Origin of the sequence: Photobacterium nomapromontoriensis (assembly GCF_050336815.1) — a bacterium.
Taxonomy (GTDB): Bacteria; Pseudomonadota; Gammaproteobacteria; order Enterobacterales; family Vibrionaceae; genus Photobacterium; species Photobacterium nomapromontoriensis.
Genome location: NZ_JAKJSL010000063.1, coordinates 1 through 16,552 on the forward strand (window position 1 = coordinate 1; position 16,552 = coordinate 16,552).

Sequence of the window (16,552 nt, forward strand, 5' to 3'; positions counted from 1 at the left end):
CCCATGGAGCGCTTCTTTAGAAGTTTGAAGACAGAATGGATACCTTCGGTGGGTTATCGTAGTTTTGTCGAGGCTCAGCAAGAGATCATTCGATATATCATTGGGTATTACAGTCAGCTTCGTCCACATCAATATAATGGCGGACTGACACCGAATGAATCAGAGCGATTGTTCTGGTTAAACTCTAAAACCGTGGCCAATTTTAGTTGACCACTACAGTATCTTGTTACAAGACTCTTGTCAGGTTTGGAGGCGCCAATGCCGTTCGTTAGGTAAAAGAGCTGACATTGTATGATGCCAGCTCCTTATCGTTATGGTTTGGTGGTTTTGTTTCGCTCAATAACAGTTATCGCTATTGCGAGAAATAGAATGTCTTTTACTAAGAAAAAATTAGTAACCAGTACACCATCAGATAGCTTCCAAGTGTTTGGTGTTGTAAGTAAAAAGCTTAGTGTCGTGATAAAGATTAACGCAGCGAAAATACCCGAGTAATAGGCAAGCTTAGTGTTTTTAAAACCCAGAATAAGACCTATAGCAATAATGATTTCAGTTCCCCCAACGAGATTCGATACAGCCTGAACAGAGAGAATGTCATACAGCCAGCTCATCGCGGGATGGTTCGCGATTAATGGCTCAATGAGTTTGGCTTCAGTGGGGGTAAATTTGTAGATACCAATCCACGCTAAAACGAGTGCTACCCCAATAACACCAAGGTAATATCCAATGTTGCTCTGTTTTAGGCTGGGGGGTTGAACGTGCATAAATAGTGCTCCATAAATAAAATCTGAGAATATGACCGAGCCAGTACAGAAAAAATTTCAGTGGCTGTGTTTTTCTTACAGATAAGGTTGCGGCCAATACTTGGCTGAGGCGTTGTTCACGTTTTATATCAGTAAATAATGCGCATGGGTGGTGATGAAAACGGCCAATATTTTGGAACCAGAGCGGGTTTTATGGGTCAGTACCTTGCCAGTCGAATCTTTGCCGTAGATATTGATACTTGGTTTGTTGGAATGGTACTAAATCAATGCCATTCGTTATGAAGCAGAGGGAAAATGGACGTTTCAGTGCAAATAAGTAAGGATATCTCAGAGTCTGAGGTTGTTAACCTGTATCGCGCAAATAAGTGGTCATCTGCTGATGTTCCTCAAAAACTCCTGCCGGCGTTACTAAATTCAGACACATTGGTTATAGCACGATTGGGTGGTCAATTAATTGGATTAGGAAACGCAATTTCTGATGGTTACTTGGTCGTTTATTATCCGCATTTGTTAGTTGATCCAAATTTCCAAGGTTTGGGTGTTGGACGAAAGATGATGGAACTGATGCAAACCAAATACAAAGGTTTTCATCAACAAACGCTAACCGCTGATGGTGATGCCGTAGGCTTTTATCATAATCTGGGTTTTGAACGAGCCGGCAAAACGGAACCAATGTGGATCTATGCCGGAAACGATCACTAATATAGCAAAATAACGACATAATAAGTCGCTTTAACGGTTCAAAAAATGGATAGCCGTTTAGGTTACCGTTTACCTTGGATCTTTTGCTCCTGAGCGAATTGCTATGTATTAAAAGGAAAATAACAATGGAAGTGACTATCGGCAAGGGAGCCGAACTTACTAAGCTGTCTCAAGCTATCCGTTATCAAGTATTTACTGTTGAGCAAAATATCCCATCGGAACTGGATCTGGATGGATTGGATAAAGAGTCCTTTCATTTAGTTGTAACCAATAAAGGTGAAGCAATAGCAACAGCTCGATTAACGGTAAAAGAAGATGGGATGTCGATTTTGGCTAGAGTTGCCGTCACTGAGGAATACAGAGGGCTAGGCGTAGCTTCAAAAGTTGTTCAGGCATTCATGGTGTATGCCCAAAAGATCGAAGTGGGTTCTATTGAAATTCACGCTCACTGTTATCTCAGAAAGTTCTATGAAAAGTTTGGGTTCATGTTTATCAAAGAGGTTGAGGTTGTTGGTGAACATCAGCTTATTGCAATGCACTATAAAATAGCACGCGTATAAAAAAAGGTTATATAGCTTGAACAAGCCTATGTGTGAGGGCTGAAGTTTTGTGCATTGGCTGCTGAAAATCAGATCATGATTTAATCTGCATAGATATTTTTGGTTCTAATGATGAACAAAGCAAAATAATGGAAATCACTCACATTAATAAGGGCTATTTTGTGATTTGATGCGGTTTATTAAGAAAATACAGTCAGTGTCATTTCTATTTACAGTCCATTTTTATAGATTTTAGCTATCAATCGAATAGATGATATTAATGATCGTAGGCAGTTACTGGATAAAATATAAGCAATAATGGTTCTCATTAATATCGAATAACGCTTTCACAGTTCAATCCCATATATTATTAACTATTGGAGTGATTTATGAATAAGTTTAAGATCCCTAACAACATTGCTTTTGGTGAAGGTTCACTCGCAGAATTGGCCAATATTCAAGGACGTAGGGCAGTGATTGTTACGGGAGGCAGATCAATGAAACGGTTTGGTTTCATTGATCAAGTACAAGCGATGTTAAGTAAAGCTGATATTGAGTCCTGTGTATTTGATGGCGTAGAACCTAACCCTTCGGTTGAGACAGTCAAAAAGGGCGCTCTATTAATGCAGGAGTTTGAGCCAGATTGGATTGTGGCGATTGGCGGTGGTTCTGCATTGGACGCAGCAAAAATCATGTGGTGCTTCTATGAACATCCAGAACTGACATTGGCTGATATTTTACCCGTAGGTGCAATGCCAGCGTTGCGTAACAAGGCCAAGTTTATTGCCATTCCTTCTACCAGTGGCACGGCATCAGAAATTACTGCATTTTCCGTGATCACTGATCTGGCTGAGCATGTGAAATACCCGATAGTGTCAGAACATATCGTGCCAGATATTGCGATCATTGATCCCGTATTACCCGCAAAAATGCCCGCGCATATTACCGCGAATACCGGTATGGATGTGATGGCACATGCACTTGAAGCCTTTGTGTCTATTGCGGCTAATGATTATTCGGATCCGCTGGCGATGCGAGCGACGAAGTTGGTATTTGAGAACCTCGTTAATGTGTATGAAAATGGTGAAAACATGCAAGGGCGAGACAAAATGCACAATGCCTCGACGCTAGCGGGCATGGCATTTTCTAATGTGTCACTTGGATTAGTACACTCCTTAGCACATAAAATAGGCGGTGAGTTTGGTGTAACCCATGGTTTAGCTAATGCCATTTTGTTGCCGTATATTGTGAAATACAATAAGCAATTTACTGATAAATACGCCGAAATGGAGCAATACTTGGGCATAGCTTCGCTAGAAGATGCAATATTGACGATTAATCATCAATTGAATATTCCGGTAGCGCTTAAAGATATAGATGAAGTAACGATCAGTGAAGAGGCCTTTCTCGCGGTGCTAGATCGTATGAGTGACAATGCATTCAATGATCCTTGTACATTGACAAACCCAGGTACACCATCACCTGACAGTGTAAAAGACATCTATACCCAAGCCTACTACGGTCAATATTGATCGATAGGCTTCTTTTCTGTGTGATGAAAAGCCCGTAAATTTAATTTTGCGGGCTTTTTTAGTTGTTATGCCAGCAAAGAGAGTGTGGGCATCATGCTCTGAGGATGAGCGCCGGGTACCGTATATATTGCTCGGTGGGGATTTATCTCATCGTGTCAACATGCCTAAAGGCTTGGTTATGGTTTTTACCAACGATTAATGTTTTGTAGGTGAAGCGTTGTTAAATGCCGCTTGTTCAGTACCTTATGCAAACAATCATCACCCATCAATTTGACTATAGGTGCGAACATGTTGTCGAAAGATGGTGTGTGTTCGATTTCTGCTCTAAAGAAAACAAACGAATTTTTGTGAAAATGATGGGGAGCTCAAGATAATAGCGGATAATTACCTGTATTTAATCAAATTTAACCTTTATGTCGCAGTTCTCACAGAAATTAAATTCCATATTCCTACAATGAGGGTGTTTCGTTTACGAGCGTTTGTATTCGTTCGAACATTTATGTACCTTTACACACAATAATAATGAGGTCCCCTATGTTTGGTATATTCAAGCCCAAAGCACACATAGATCGCTTATCCTCCGATAAGATAGATGGAGTCTATACGCGGCTACGCTGGCAACTTTTTCTCGGTATATTTATTGGCTATGCCGGTTATTATTTAGTTCGTAAAAATTTCAGTTTGGCAATGCCGTATCTTATTGAGCAGGGCTTTAGCCGTGGTGATTTAGGAGTTGCATTAGCGGGTGTGTCTATCGCTTATGGCTTATCTAAATTCCTTATGGGTAATGTTTCTGACCGCTCGAACCCGCGTTATTTCCTCAGTGCCGGTCTATTGATGTCTGCGCTTGTTATGTTCTGTTTTGGTTTCATGCCATGGGCGACAGGTAGCATCACCGCGATGTTTATTCTGCTGTTTTTAAATGGTTGGTTCCAAGGTATGGGCTGGCCTGCATGCGGACGTACAATGGTGCACTGGTGGTCGAGTAAAGAACGTGGAGGCATTGTTTCAGTTTGGAATGTTGCCCATAATGTTGGTGGAGGATTGATCGGTCCTTTATTCCTTCTTGGTCTCTGGGCATTTAATGATGATTGGCGTGCCGCTTTTTACGTACCCGCACTCTGCGCAACGCTTGTCGCTATCTATATTTGGGTGACAGTACGCGACACGCCGCAGTCTTGTGGTTTGCCGCCAATTGAAGAATATAAAGAGGATTACCCAGACAATTACGACAAGTCGCATGAAACAGAAATGACAGCGAAGGAAATTTTCTTCAAGTATGTCTTTTCTAATAAGTTATTGTGGTCAATTGCGATTGCCAATGCCTTTGTATACTTAATTCGTTACGGTGTGCTTGACTGGGCGCCAGTCTATCTAAAAGAAGCAAAAGATTTTTCTGTCGATGAATCTTCTTGGGCTTACTTCCTGTATGAGTGGGCGGGTATCCCAGGTACTTTATTATGTGGTTGGATTTCAGATAAGTTGTTCAAAGGCCGTCGTGCACCTGCGGGTATTCTGTTCATGGCCCTGGTCACTATTTCAGTCTTGGTTTACTGGTTTAACCCAGCGGGTAACCCGACAATCGATATGATTGCACTGGTAGCGATTGGCTTCTTAATTTACGGTCCGGTAATGTTGATTGGTCTGTACGCACTGGAGTTAGCACCTAAGAAAGCGGCTGGTACTGCTGCTGGTTTGACAGGGCTGTTTGGTTACCTTGGTGGTGCTGTTGTTGCTAACATTGTGCTTGGTTACACGGTTGACCATTTCGGTTGGGATGGTGGTTTCATGATCCTGGTTGGATCGTGTGTCGTTTCAATTATTTGCTTGAGTTATGCATATTTCGGTGAGCGTGCTTTCCATCAAAAGAAAGAGCGTGAGAAGGAACTGTTAGCGTCATAAAAACAAATAAAGAGGCAGTGAAATACTGCCTCTTTGCTATTATAATCAATGTAATTTCGCCTCTGAAGTAAAATGTCCGCAACGATTTCCCCCGCTACTTATATCTTTAATACTATCATGCCAAAAAATTCATTGGAAAAAGATGCAGACTAAACTGTGTGAAAACAATATCGAACTTGATATAGCTATGCTCACATATCAGCATCAGTGCTTTAATTTTCAAATTCAAATTCAAATTCAAATTCAAATTCAAATTCAAATTCAAAGCAAAGTAAAATACATTTAATTGGTTAGCAAATAAGATAGAGCTGAGTGTGGCCTCAATTATTTGAAACAGAGAGCATGAGGTGGACTTGCTGGTGTTGACTTATATTGCGCGGGGTAACTACATTGTCGAAAAGAGCAGTCTGAGGTTGTTAGGTATTCACGGTTGTGTATATTCAAGTTACCTCAATATGCAAAATTGAAGATGATCCACTGAGCTTTTTAGGGTAATAATGCCACTTATTGATGTAGAAAAGTGAAGCGGTTTCAGAAGGCTTTATAATTCTGTGATACCAAAATGGGGAATATTATATGGGATTTCTGATGGTTCTAATAATGACAGAAAAAAGCTGATTGAAAGCGTTAAGCCGTCAATCAGCATATTGTTTTCTGTCTTCTATTCGTTATGTGACAGGTCTAATGCTTCACAGAGTAAAGATATGGGGTGAATCGTGGTGATATGGGTGTTTTCTTCAATTTGCCACTTGCAGGTTTCACAGTCAGTGATGGCATAGTCTGCTTTAGATTCAATGATTTGATTAAATACGTTTCTGCCAATAGCGATAGACGTATCGTAGTTTTCAGTTTTAAAACCATACGTTCCCGCAAGGCCACAGCATTCGCTGTCAAGCACTTGAACCTCTAAGCCAGGTATTGCACGGAGTAGTTCGATAGTATAGATGTTTCCGCCACTGCGTTCTAAGTGACAAGGGGTATGGTAAACAATTTTTTTATTCAAAGGCTTCATTTTAGGCCCTCTGCCATTCATGATTTCCTTTAATAAAAAACGTGTTACATATTCAATTTTTTTTACAACTTTGCTGTTATCAACATCTAACACATGTGGGTATTCTTGCTGTAATGTGAATGAACAGGTTGATGATGTTGATAGGATCGGAACATCTTGGCGCTCAATAGCAGCTTCTAAATTAGCGACGTTGAATTCGGCATTTTTTTGTGCTTTTTTATGGTAACCATTAGCAATAAGCGGGACACCACAGCATTTTTCTTTATCTAATAGTTGAACGCCAATATTCATACTATTCATGACTTTAATGAAGTCTTTGCCGAGCTGTGGATGGTTATAATTTACAAAACAGCCATGAAAATAATGCACTTGCCGTTGGAATATTGATTGATCGTTTACTTCGTTTTTGTACCATTTTCGGAATGTGCCATGAGAATATTTTGGTAGCGATTTATGGTCATGAACGCCAATGGTTTTATGCATGACTGTTTTTACGAGAGGGACACTGGTTATTGCGTTTACGATAGGAGCGACAGGTGTCGCAATCGAACCGAATAAATCGGTATGGCTTAATACGAAATCACGAATGCCCTTCATATTATAAGTTGGACTACCATACTTCCCTCGTGCTACCGCAATCATGTCACCAATTTTAACTCCTGACGGACAAGCTGTTTCGCAGCGTTTACAGTTGGTGCATAGCTTTAATGCTTCGTCATAATAGTCAGGGCTTTTAAACCGTAACCGTTCTCCATCTGGGCCGCATTGCTTGGGGCCTGGGTAGTCAGGGTTTTCTTTTGCAACAGGGCAATAGACCGTACAAACGGTGCATTTTATGCATTGATCAAAACTCGTATTGGTGGGGGCTCTGAAAATCAGCTCCGCTTTTAATGACTCATTTATTTTTAATAAGTTCGAGTTAAAGAGTGGGCTGCTCATAATACGACCTCTTGCTGGCTTGTTTCTGTATGATTAGCGGATAAAAAATCAGGGTTTAGCTGTTTAATTATCGATTCTGCTGCGTGAAATCCAGAACTTATCGCGACACCACTTCCACTGCCTTCTAATACTGGATTATAACCAGAAAGAATTGCGCCTGAGCAGTATAGGTTACTGATGGTATAGCCTGATTTTATCGCTTGTAATTGTGAGTTGGTTGTTACCCCCATACTTAGGAATGGGTGAGATTGTGGGCTGAAAAAACAAGGATTGTACCAATCTGTACGCGCCTCACTTTGGACGATGTCTAAACCAAAGATAGGCTCTTCTAATACATTTACATTGGCTTTTAAACCTTGGCTAAAGAAACTGCCAGTGGCAAGGACAAAGTGTTTGGCATGCAGTGGAAAGTCGCGATGGTTTTTGGTGAAAATGCAGTTGAGTTGGTAATGGGAAGGCTCTACGTCATGGCTATCAACATAGGAAAACTCACCTTGAACCACCGAGTCACCATTAAGTAGGATTCCACCTTGCTGAATGAACGCGTGTTTCATTGATTCTTCTAATCGAATACCCAGCAATGATGGTGGCATTGTGGGCACTTCGCACAGCGTAAGTTGTGTTATGGCTTCTATTTCGTTTAAGCGAGCGAGGCCTGTACCATTTCCAAAAATAGCTGGGATCACCACTAAATCCCCCGGATTGGCATGTTGTTGTAACGCGTGAGCAAACTCTTTCAAATGTGCTGGTTTTGACAGAAGGCGTGAAAGATCAATTGAACGTAATTCACAGTGGTTACGCTTAAGTTCATTAAACGCTGACAAAGACACTGTCGCCGTCGTGATTTCAATATCCGATAATTGCGGGATTAATGCCAGATTATCCTGCGCCAATGCGGGTTGGAAATCACGGAATCCATCAATGGCGACCATGACGATTTTTTTGACGTCCGTGCTGTCTAAAGCCATCGGGAATTGATGAATAAAGGGTTGCGATAACCATGTCGCTTTCATTGTCCCTAATGGTGTGATGCGATAATGATTGCAGCCGTTAGGCTGGGATGTCAGTGGTACGCCGATATTGGTTAATGTGGTTTGATACCAATGGATAGCGCGGCTTACTGTATTTTCCCCTAATATTGCGTAGGGATGCATAGGATAATGTGTTGCAAATTCGGCAATGGCACCCATTGGATCAGTAACATGTTCGCCGTTGGGTTTTTTGGCTAAGACGTCAATTGAGCCTGATGAGAAGTGTAGGGCACTTTGGCCTGAGGCGATGACGGCTGTTTTTAGGCCCGCTTCTAGGCAGCGCAGCGCACAGCTTAAACCCGCCATACCGCCGCCAATAATAATGGTGTCGAAATTCATAATGTGGCCCCTTGCTCTTCTTCTTGGTGAGGTGTTTGGGGAATATCACTGGCGCCAAATAGCCCTTCATAAATCCAATAACTGAACTCAGCCTCGCGTAAAGCATCACCCCAGAATACAGGTTTAATACCTTTCCAGCGTTCTTCTAAAAAGTGGGTTAATAATTGGCTAGATTGATTGCCGTTAACTTGTCCGCATTCTTGAAATAATCCTGCGGCTCGGTAGGTACAGAGCTCTCCTTGGCAAGGTCCCATACCTAAACGTGTTCGACGGCGAAGATCCACCAAGTTATGGACATCGAGCTGGTTAATGGCATAGTTGATTTCACCTTGGGTCACCATTTCACATTCGCAGATCACGGCTTGATCTTTCGCCTTCTCGGTTAAGAAATCTTGAGCTCTTTCACCATGGCGATAGAGCGCACTCTGATAAACGGGCTTGGCCAGACTGGCTGTTTTCTTTGTTATTAGTGAGGCGTTGTTTGACCCGGGAAGTGGCCGCAAATGGGTGGTGCATTCGTGAGTATTATTCAGTTTTCTGGCAATCAGGTCGGTAGTCATTTCAGCCATCAGGCGTGACGTCATTAATTTTCCGCCAGTAATGGTTGTAAAACCGTGCAGGCCATCTTTCTCACTATGATCGAGTAATACAATACCCCGGCTGATATTACGCCCGCTGCCATCATCATCCATTGCAACTAATGGGCGTACGCCCGCATAAGCACGTAATACCCGCGTATTTGCCATGATGGGGGCTAATTTCGCCCCTTCACGTAACAGCGTATCGACTTCTTTCGCACTAACATGCAGGTCATCAATTTTATCGTAATCGATATGTTCAGAGGTGGTTCCTATCAGTGAAATCGTGTCACCTGGCACTAAAATATCGGCATCAGAAGGCTTACGGCAACGGTTAATCACTAAGTTATTAATCCGATAATCTAAGATCAGTAGTGAGCCTTTTGCTGGGAACATTTTGATACTTAACTCTGCGTATTCACAAATGTTCTGTCCCCAAATCCCCGCGGCATTAATCACTTCAGCGGCAAATATCTGAAATTTTGAATGGGTTTTTGTGTTGATGCAATTGACGCCTAACACCGTGTCTTGATGGCGAATCAGAGAAGTAACAACAGTGTGAGTTAACAACCGTGCCCCATGTTCTTTGGCATCGAGCACATTGGCTGAACACAGGCGAAAGGGATCAAGTGTCCCATCGGGTACTTGCACCGCCCCAATGAGGGCTGGATTGACATTAGGTTCTAATAACAGTGCTTCTTTTGGGGTGAGCTGTTTGGTTTCAATACCGGCAGCACTGCAGGATTCGATGAAGGTGTCCTGAAAGCGTAAATCATCATCAGGAAGAGAAATAAACAGACCTTGAGTATCTTCAACACAATGCTTTGCGATATTTTTTAAGATCTTATTTTCGTGGATACATTCTCTTGCTGATTCTGTATCCGTCACAGCATAGCGTGCCCCAGAGTGGAGTAAACCATGATTTCTTCCCGTGGTGCCGGAAGCTAAATCGTCTTTTTCAATGAGAATACAGTCGATACCGCGCAGTGCACAATCGCGCATGATCCCTGTACCTGTCGCACCGCCTCCTATGATGATCACGGAAGTTTCTAATCGAGACGCTTTGTGCATGATTTACTCTCCATTTACCACTTTGGATGTATCAATCTATGATGAGACCTGTGGTCTGTATTTTCTTTGACTCAGCTCAATTATGTTCGTTCGCGCATTCGTTTTGGTTGTTTTGTGCTGGCTTAGTCACATTTTACTAAAAAACGAACATGGGATTTTGTGGATTATCGACAGTACATGGCAAACATGCGCATTTATGAAGCCGCTACCGCCTGATTTTTGGGTATGGAGTTTGGCGTGGTGATATCGGCAAAAAGTGATGCTCGAGCCTGTGTTTCAGTGACATAAGAATAAGAGTAATTAATCTAAACTGATGATAAAATAGGCAAGGTAAGTGCGTTTTTTTCGTTTCTTTTTCTTTTCCGAACATTATTTGAGGCATATCACATATATTCGTCGTAATTATTTCCAATTTTACAGACTAATTTGTACACTATTTTATAAGTCATTGATTCATATGTATTGGGGAATATTACGTGAAACAATTATCAAGACATGAAGAAATAGTCGAGCTTGTACAGCAACACGGATATATCAGTACCGATGATTTAGTCGAGCAATTCAACGTTAGCCCACAAACGATACGTCGTGACTTAAACGAATTAGCAGAAGAAAATAAAATTCGTCGTTATCATGGTGGTGCAACAATCCCCTTAAGCTCTGTGAATATGGCATACACGACCCGTAAAGTGATGCAGTTAAACGAGAAGGACCGCATTGCAGAAGCATTAGTCAAACATATTCCTGATGGTGCAACGCTATTTATTGATATTGGTACGACGCCGGAGTCTGTTGCCAAAGCTTTAGTAAAAAACCATAAGAACCTAAGGATCGTCACCAATAACATAAATGTTGCGATGATCTTAATGGTAAATCCTGATTTTAAAGTGATCCTTGCGGGTGGTGAAGTGCGTAACCGTGATGGGGGGATTGTCGGTGAAGCAACATTAGATTTCATTAAGCAATTTCGGGTGGATTTTGGGATATTAGGGATCAGTGGTATCGATTTTGATGGCTCACTACTGGATTTTGATTACCATGAAGTACGCGTTAAGAAAGCCATTATTGAAAATAGCCGCTGTGTATACTTGGCGGTAGACCATACTAAATTTGGTCGTAACGCGATGGTCAATCTGGGTAACATCAGTGAATTGCAAATGATTATTACGAATAAAGAGCCACCAAAAGAAATCACAACAATCCTGAAGAATAATGACATCCTGTATGAAGTTATTGAGTGATGAACAGATGCGATCATGTGACTTAGACTGAATGGAATGAGAAAGGGATGCAAAAGCATCCCTTTTATCGTTAACGAATAGTGTTAGCTATACGCAGTTATTGGCAAGAAACTTCATCCCAGAACCAATTGCTAGCGGTTGGGGTGTCCCAAACACCGGGGTTATTTTTGGCGGTGTAACATTTGCCGTCATTTGTGACTTTATCACCATTGCTGACAATGGTTTCACCTGCAACCCATACGGTTACACTGGCTGGTGGCTCAGGATTGACTGGTGGTTCGGGATTCACTGGCGGTTCGACAGGTGGTTCAACGGGCGTTGTGCCTGAGATCAGTTTCCATGGATCTCCCTTCGCTGGCTCGTTACCTTGTGACCACCACTTAGCCTCATAGTTTGCCCCGTTGTAACTGACTTTGTCGCCAGTGTTATACACTTTTCCTGCATCCCAAGCGGGGAATTCACCGACGGGGGGCTCAATCGGTGGATCAATAGGGCCATCAACCACACGTACTGTCGGCCAGCTCACTTGGGCATCATAGACGTCAGTCACGCATTTTTCGTAGTCACCCTTCACAAGTGCTGAATAAGCGGTTTGGTAACCAACCAGTTTACATTCAAATGAGACGCCACCTGGACGGTCGGCATGGTAGGTATAGTCGGCTTCCCAGTTGGTATAAAGCACATCCGTTGCCCCGTTAAGGTTGAGACTGCCGTATGGCGTTTGTTGCCAACAGGTATTGACCTCATCAGCCTCTACAGGGATCTGGTAGTGGTTTTGTAAGCCTTCCCAGTAGCGGATACGGTTAACTGGCTGGCCTTTGTCCTTGTTTTGTTCACCACACTCGATACCACCGTTAATAATATTGATGGTCGTGCCGAAACCGTAACCGATATTAGCGCTAGTCTCGCGGGTTGACGGGCTCCAGGTGCGGTCAATGACATGGAGCATGGCAGGTTTGGGGGCTTGTGGTGTCAGGAAGAACCAAATGGCAGAAGCCAGATTCAACCATGAATCAGCAACAAGTGCTGGGTTATTCAGCAGAATCGTGGCATCACCCGCGTACATGGCTTCAGAGAAGGCGCCATAGTTGAAGTGATAGGACAGTTGTTTGGCTCCTCGGCCAAAATAACCTTGGCCATCGGCACATGGCCATTTTCTATTTTGCCAGTCATTTTGACCACAACCAGTGGTGTAGCCCGGTTGGCCTTCAGACCAGCCCATTTCACGAACATGAACAAGCGCTTGCTGCCACTCTTCGAGGCCTTTCGGGTTATCCCAGTAGTTGTCAACGGCAATATGGCCACCTGTTTCTTGGGCAAAGTGAGCAAAGGCCGTGATAATGGATTTTTTACAAATGGCGTCAGCATCGCGTCCGTCAGTATAGTCGCCACAGAATGCGGGGAATTTACCAATAGCACGGAGGAAGCGGGTATAGGTATATTCAGGTGCCGCCATGTCGGTCAGAAATCTCCACTCAGACTCAGGGAATACCCGCTCAGCTCGGATAACGTTGACTGGGTTAGAGGCGAGTCCGGGAAGAATGGCCTCAACCTGAGCATTGGGTAATGTTTCTAATGCCTTAGCCCAGATGGCATACATAGGATCTATCGTTTTAGCTTGCTCTGCCGCTTCAACATCTGCGCGTGGGATAATATAGCCCCCAGGGTTGTCAGGATCGGGTTGAATATTCATCGCAAAGCTACTGGTGGCGAGGGTACAACCGAGTATTGCGGCTAGAGGTTTAATCTTCAACATGTTCATATTCCTTTAGTTAGTATTCATGTCGTGTATTATTGCGCTATTTCCTATGCGCTGGCTCTGCGCACCTGCGTCGCGTTATTGTTTGTCAGTCAATTAGCGCTGGCAGAATAGTGTGTAATGAATACTGATATAGCGATGTGGTGTATTCAGCTTGAAATAGCACAGTTTTTATTTAACCTCATCAAATATAGCAACTCTTATTTCGTAGAGGAGTTTGCTGATATGTTGATTTTTGACTTGATATATTATTCTTACAGGATCTTATCTTGCTGTTTGGCTGAAAATAAGGAAATCAGTAGTTTATTATATTGTTTACGCGTAGGGGGTAGGTGTGGGTTTGAATAGATGTTTTTTCTGTTAAATTTAATAACTGCGATGCGGTTCTTTATGTGAATTCACTAGATTGCAAGTGTAGCATTATTTATTTGAGCAAGCACCAAATTCAGGAGGGCTAAAATGACCCTCTGAGATTGCTCTGGAATATAAAATATTAAATGTAATAATAGAAAAAGGCCCATACGAGGTGGGCCTAGAGGATCATGTTTAACGTTACGTCGTTAGATAAATGCTAGGATTGGAGAGATACATAGCAGGATACCTGTTGCAATAATCAGATTCGTTGCCATGCCTTTATATTGGTGAAGCTCTGGCACTTTATGTACAAGGTAAGCTGGGATCAGGCAGCCAACCAGACCAAAGACAGGGCTACAGATAGAGGTGAATGACAGAATCGGAGCATTTAGTGCAATTGCTGACCATGCAAGCAAGATGATAAATACCACTACACCTTTGTTAACCAATTCGCTATTAATTTCTTCTTCTTTGTATTTACGCAGTAAAAGGTTCATAGCTAGGCCTTTACATGCTTCACGGAAGGCAAGGAATACGCCGAAGAATGAGGTTACTACAGCAAAGATATTGATTACGATACCAGCAACGGTTGCCCAGCTACCCGAATAGTAGTGTGCGATGATTGCCAGTGCAGATACGTTTCGGTTCATTGCGTCCATTGCTTGCTCTTGGCTGATTGCAAAGGTAAATGACACCGCAAAGAAGAATACAATGACAAACAGGATAGAGAACGCGACAGTCATTGCTCGGCTGGCTTTATAGCGTGCGACTTCAATGGATTTCTCATGTGAACGGTAAGAAATAACCATTGGGCTCAGTGACTGAATGAACAGAATAGAGGTCAAGGTAAAAGGCAGTGTGATGATGGCATCTTTTAACATCGGTAAAAAATCACCAACAGCAGGAATATTGGTAAAATCCCAACGCGCAACCAGCAGCAAGCCCATTACAGCAACCAGTGCGAGTACGGTAACGGCCATGAAGCCAGACAGTTTAAATAGGATTTTTTCACCTTTGCTGCCAATGAATGACAGCACACAGATTAGCGCTAAGCCATAGAATACATTTTCATTAAGGTGGCCTTCAGTGATCCCAAATGAATGCAGATAAGATGAGCTGTCATTCGTCACCGCTAATGAGTAAACCAGCACCCAAATAACCAGCATGATGAAGTAAAGTGCGCCGAGCGCTATCCCCCAGTTTTTGCCTAAGTACCCAGAGATAATGGCAGGGTAGTCTTTACACTCTTTGGATTCAGCAAGGGTATTGATAAATAGTTTTTGGAACAGATACATGGCAGGGTAGCCAATGATAGACGAGAGTAAAAATACCCAAAGGCCCATGATGCCAACTTGAACCGGAAGAAAAACGATACCAGCACCGATTGCCATACCGATACTCATTACGATCCAGCCGATATCAACGCTATCAAACTTAATTGCTTTCTTCCATTCAGTTTCGGACATTCCCGCTTTTATGTAAGGCGGAATGTTTTTGGCTGAGCCATTCATGGTGTCTGTGTGCATGCTCATAGCTGCTCCGTGTAGGGTTTATTATTATTTAACATTGTTTTGTATGCGCGCATATTAAGGCGAACAAGAAGAAAAAATCTTTCTAAGTTTTTGCTCAATAAGGGAAAAATGAGCATCTTTTTCCGTTTTATTAGAGAAGGCAGAAATGGGATTCTTTTTATTGATTTTTATCATTTTTTAAGAAGGAAATCGTAAGATCTAGTTCAAATAAATAGTAAAAAGTCAGAGAGTTATGACATTGACGATGCTCACATAATTGCAAATATGTGGATTTTGGTCCTGATCTGCACACTATAGCTATAAATTAACAATTGTATGACTTATCTATAGGTGCAGAATAGGATCAAACTAGAGGATCTGTTTATTGGTGACGGGAATGTGTACTGATTGTGAGTGCCTTTATTCATAATAGCGGCATAGTTGTCATCAATTCTCATTACCTGAGTAAAAACGCTGTCGGTATTGTTCAGGGGTGCAGTGAGCGTGACGTTTAAATAGGGTGATAAAAGGTGAGGCCTGATGGTAGCCTAATGTCAGTGCAATTTCTTTTACCGACAAGCCTTGACGTAATAAATGCAGTGAATAGATAAACTTTCGGCGTTGGCGCCATTCCGTAAAGCTCATGCCCAGTTTATCGCTGCAGTGACGCGCCAGTGTGCGTTCGGTAGTATGTCGCTCAGCAGCCCATTCTTTGAGCGTTTTTTCTGTGGTTGGATTATGTTCCAGTTCTTTAAGAATGGGTTTGAGTAGCTTATCGTTACTGGTTGGTAGAAATTGTTCGTGCTTTTGAGCGTGATAGACCTGATCTAATAATACTTTCACTAAGCGTTGATCCTGTTCGGTTTCAGGAACTGTAATACGCCTTGCCTTCAGATCATTGATGATGGCCTCTATGATGGGGCTGACCTCAAGCAAACAGGCATAGTCGGGGAGGGGCTTAGCCAGTGTATCGATAATGTTCATTGAGCAATAGTTTAAGCTACGGCGGATATAACTTTCATGCATGACGCCGGCAGGAACCCACACTGCGTATTGTGAAGGGGTTAAAAACCGTTTTTTCTCTGCTTTTAACTCTAAGATGCCGCCATTAATAATTTGTAGCTGACCCCAAGAGTGGCAATGATTGGGGGTTGAAGTGTTAGGCAGAAAGACTTCATGACCAAAAAAAATATCACCGGGTGGGTTATCGTCATCAAATAGAGGTTGGTAGAGCGTTTTCATGGCCACTTTTCTTCGTTACAGTGAGAAACATAGCTACGG

General features: G+C 42.5%; 13 protein-coding genes. 6 read left to right on the forward strand and 7 right to left on the reverse strand.

Annotation, left to right across the window (positions count from 1 at the left end):
- A partial coding sequence (locus L4D12_RS23460; protein WP_428450251.1) for an integrase core domain-containing protein occupies nt 1-210 on the forward strand: 210 nt, incomplete at its 5' end.
- A 101-nt stretch (nt 211-311) separates the two neighbouring features.
- Here the strand turns inward: L4D12_RS23460 and L4D12_RS23465 are convergent.
- A complete protein-coding gene (locus L4D12_RS23465; protein WP_428450252.1) occupies nt 312-761 on the reverse strand; it encodes a DUF417 family protein in 450 nt (149 codons plus the stop codon).
- 294 nt (nt 762-1,055) lie between these two features.
- On the opposite strand from L4D12_RS23465, the gene L4D12_RS23470 reads away from it, so the two are divergent.
- The 4 genes from L4D12_RS23470 (at nt 1,056) to glpT (ending at nt 5,436) form a co-directional block, all read left to right on the forward strand.
- Nucleotides 1,056-1,463, forward strand: a complete 408-nt coding sequence (locus L4D12_RS23470) for a GNAT family N-acetyltransferase (protein ID WP_428450253.1) — start codon at nt 1,056-1,058, stop codon at nt 1,461-1,463.
- Between the two features lie 125 nt (nt 1,464-1,588).
- Nucleotides 1,589-2,023 carry a GNAT family N-acetyltransferase gene (locus L4D12_RS23475; protein ID WP_428450254.1) on the forward strand — a complete coding sequence of 145 codons (435 nt, stop codon included), beginning with the start codon at nt 1,589-1,591 and terminating at the stop codon, nt 2,021-2,023.
- 368 nt (nt 2,024-2,391) lie between these two features.
- Nucleotides 2,392-3,534 (forward strand): iron-containing alcohol dehydrogenase, encoded by a 1,143-nt coding sequence (locus L4D12_RS23480; protein ID WP_428450255.1) that lies wholly within the window; start codon nt 2,392-2,394, stop codon nt 3,532-3,534.
- A 534-nt stretch (nt 3,535-4,068) separates the two neighbouring features.
- Nucleotides 4,069-5,436, forward strand: a complete 1,368-nt coding sequence (glpT, locus tag L4D12_RS23485; protein ID WP_428450256.1) for a glycerol-3-phosphate transporter — start codon at nt 4,069-4,071, stop codon at nt 5,434-5,436.
- A 661-nt stretch (nt 5,437-6,097) separates the two neighbouring features.
- On the opposite strand, the gene glpC is transcribed toward glpT, so the two are convergent.
- From glpC to glpA, 3 genes are read right to left on the reverse strand one after another with little or no spacing between them, the layout of a single operon-like run.
- Entirely contained in the window at nt 6,098-7,387 is a 1,290-nt protein-coding gene (gene glpC / locus L4D12_RS23490; RefSeq protein WP_428450257.1) for an anaerobic glycerol-3-phosphate dehydrogenase subunit GlpC, read from the reverse strand.
- Nucleotides 7,384-8,757, reverse strand: coding sequence for a glycerol-3-phosphate dehydrogenase subunit GlpB (gene glpB / locus L4D12_RS23495; protein ID WP_428450258.1), 1,374 nt, complete (start codon nt 8,755-8,757; stop codon nt 7,384-7,386). The genes glpC and glpB overlap by 4 nt, the downstream gene beginning before the upstream one ends.
- Complete coding sequence (gene glpA / locus L4D12_RS23500; RefSeq protein ID WP_428450259.1) at nt 8,754-10,406, reverse strand: anaerobic glycerol-3-phosphate dehydrogenase subunit A; 1,653 nt, start codon at nt 10,404-10,406, stop codon at nt 8,754-8,756. Before glpA ends, glpB begins: the two co-directional genes overlap by 4 nt.
- Nucleotides 10,407-10,882: 476 nt before the next feature.
- On the opposite strand from glpA, the gene L4D12_RS23505 reads away from it, so the two are divergent.
- Nucleotides 10,883-11,647: a DeoR/GlpR family transcriptional regulator gene (locus L4D12_RS23505; RefSeq protein WP_428450260.1), complete on the forward strand. Its 765-nt coding sequence runs from the start codon at nt 10,883-10,885 to the stop codon at nt 11,645-11,647.
- 97 nt (nt 11,648-11,744) lie between these two features.
- Here the strand turns inward: L4D12_RS23505 and L4D12_RS23510 are convergent, their stop codons facing one another.
- From L4D12_RS23510 to L4D12_RS23520, 3 genes are all read right to left on the reverse strand, one after another.
- A complete protein-coding gene (locus L4D12_RS23510; protein ID WP_428450261.1) occupies nt 11,745-13,403 on the reverse strand; it encodes a chitinase in 1,659 nt (552 codons plus the stop codon).
- A gap of 563 nt (nt 13,404-13,966) precedes the next feature.
- Nucleotides 13,967-15,271, reverse strand: coding sequence for an SLC5/6 family protein (locus L4D12_RS23515; RefSeq protein WP_428450276.1), 1,305 nt, complete (start codon nt 15,269-15,271; stop codon nt 13,967-13,969).
- 447 nt (nt 15,272-15,718) lie between these two features.
- Nucleotides 15,719-16,513 carry an AraC family transcriptional regulator gene (locus tag L4D12_RS23520; protein WP_428450262.1) on the reverse strand — a complete coding sequence of 265 codons (795 nt, stop codon included), beginning with the start codon at nt 16,511-16,513 and terminating at the stop codon, nt 15,719-15,721.
- Between the last annotated feature and the right edge of the window lie 39 nt (nt 16,514-16,552).

Bases quoted from the DNA above. Each gene is read 5' to 3' on its own strand.
- L4D12_RS23475 (WP_428450254.1), top strand. From the start codon at position 1,589: ATGGAAGTGACTATCGGCAAGGGAGCCGAACTTACTAAGCTGTCTCAA.
- L4D12_RS23470 (WP_428450253.1), top strand. From the start codon at position 1,056: ATGGACGTTTCAGTGCAAATAAGTAAGGATATCTCAGAGTCTGAGGTT.
- L4D12_RS23510 (WP_428450261.1), bottom strand. From the start codon at position 13,403: ATGTTGAAGATTAAACCTCTAGCCGCAATACTCGGTTGTACCCTCGCC.
- L4D12_RS23465 (WP_428450252.1), bottom strand. From the start codon at position 761: ATGCACGTTCAACCCCCCAGCCTAAAACAGAGCAACATTGGATATTAC.
- glpT (WP_428450256.1), top strand. From the start codon at position 4,069: ATGTTTGGTATATTCAAGCCCAAAGCACACATAGATCGCTTATCCTCC.
- L4D12_RS23480 (WP_428450255.1), top strand. From the start codon at position 2,392: ATGAATAAGTTTAAGATCCCTAACAACATTGCTTTTGGTGAAGGTTCA.
- glpC (WP_428450257.1), bottom strand. From the start codon at position 7,387: ATGAGCAGCCCACTCTTTAACTCGAACTTATTAAAAATAAATGAGTCA.
- L4D12_RS23515 (WP_428450276.1), bottom strand. From the start codon at position 15,271: ATGAATGGCTCAGCCAAAAACATTCCGCCTTACATAAAAGCGGGAATG.
- L4D12_RS23520 (WP_428450262.1), bottom strand. From the start codon at position 16,513: ATGAAAACGCTCTACCAACCTCTATTTGATGACGATAACCCACCCGGT.
- glpB (WP_428450258.1), bottom strand. From the start codon at position 8,757: ATGAATTTCGACACCATTATTATTGGCGGCGGTATGGCGGGTTTAAGC.
- glpA (WP_428450259.1), bottom strand. From the start codon at position 10,406: ATGCACAAAGCGTCTCGATTAGAAACTTCCGTGATCATCATAGGAGGC.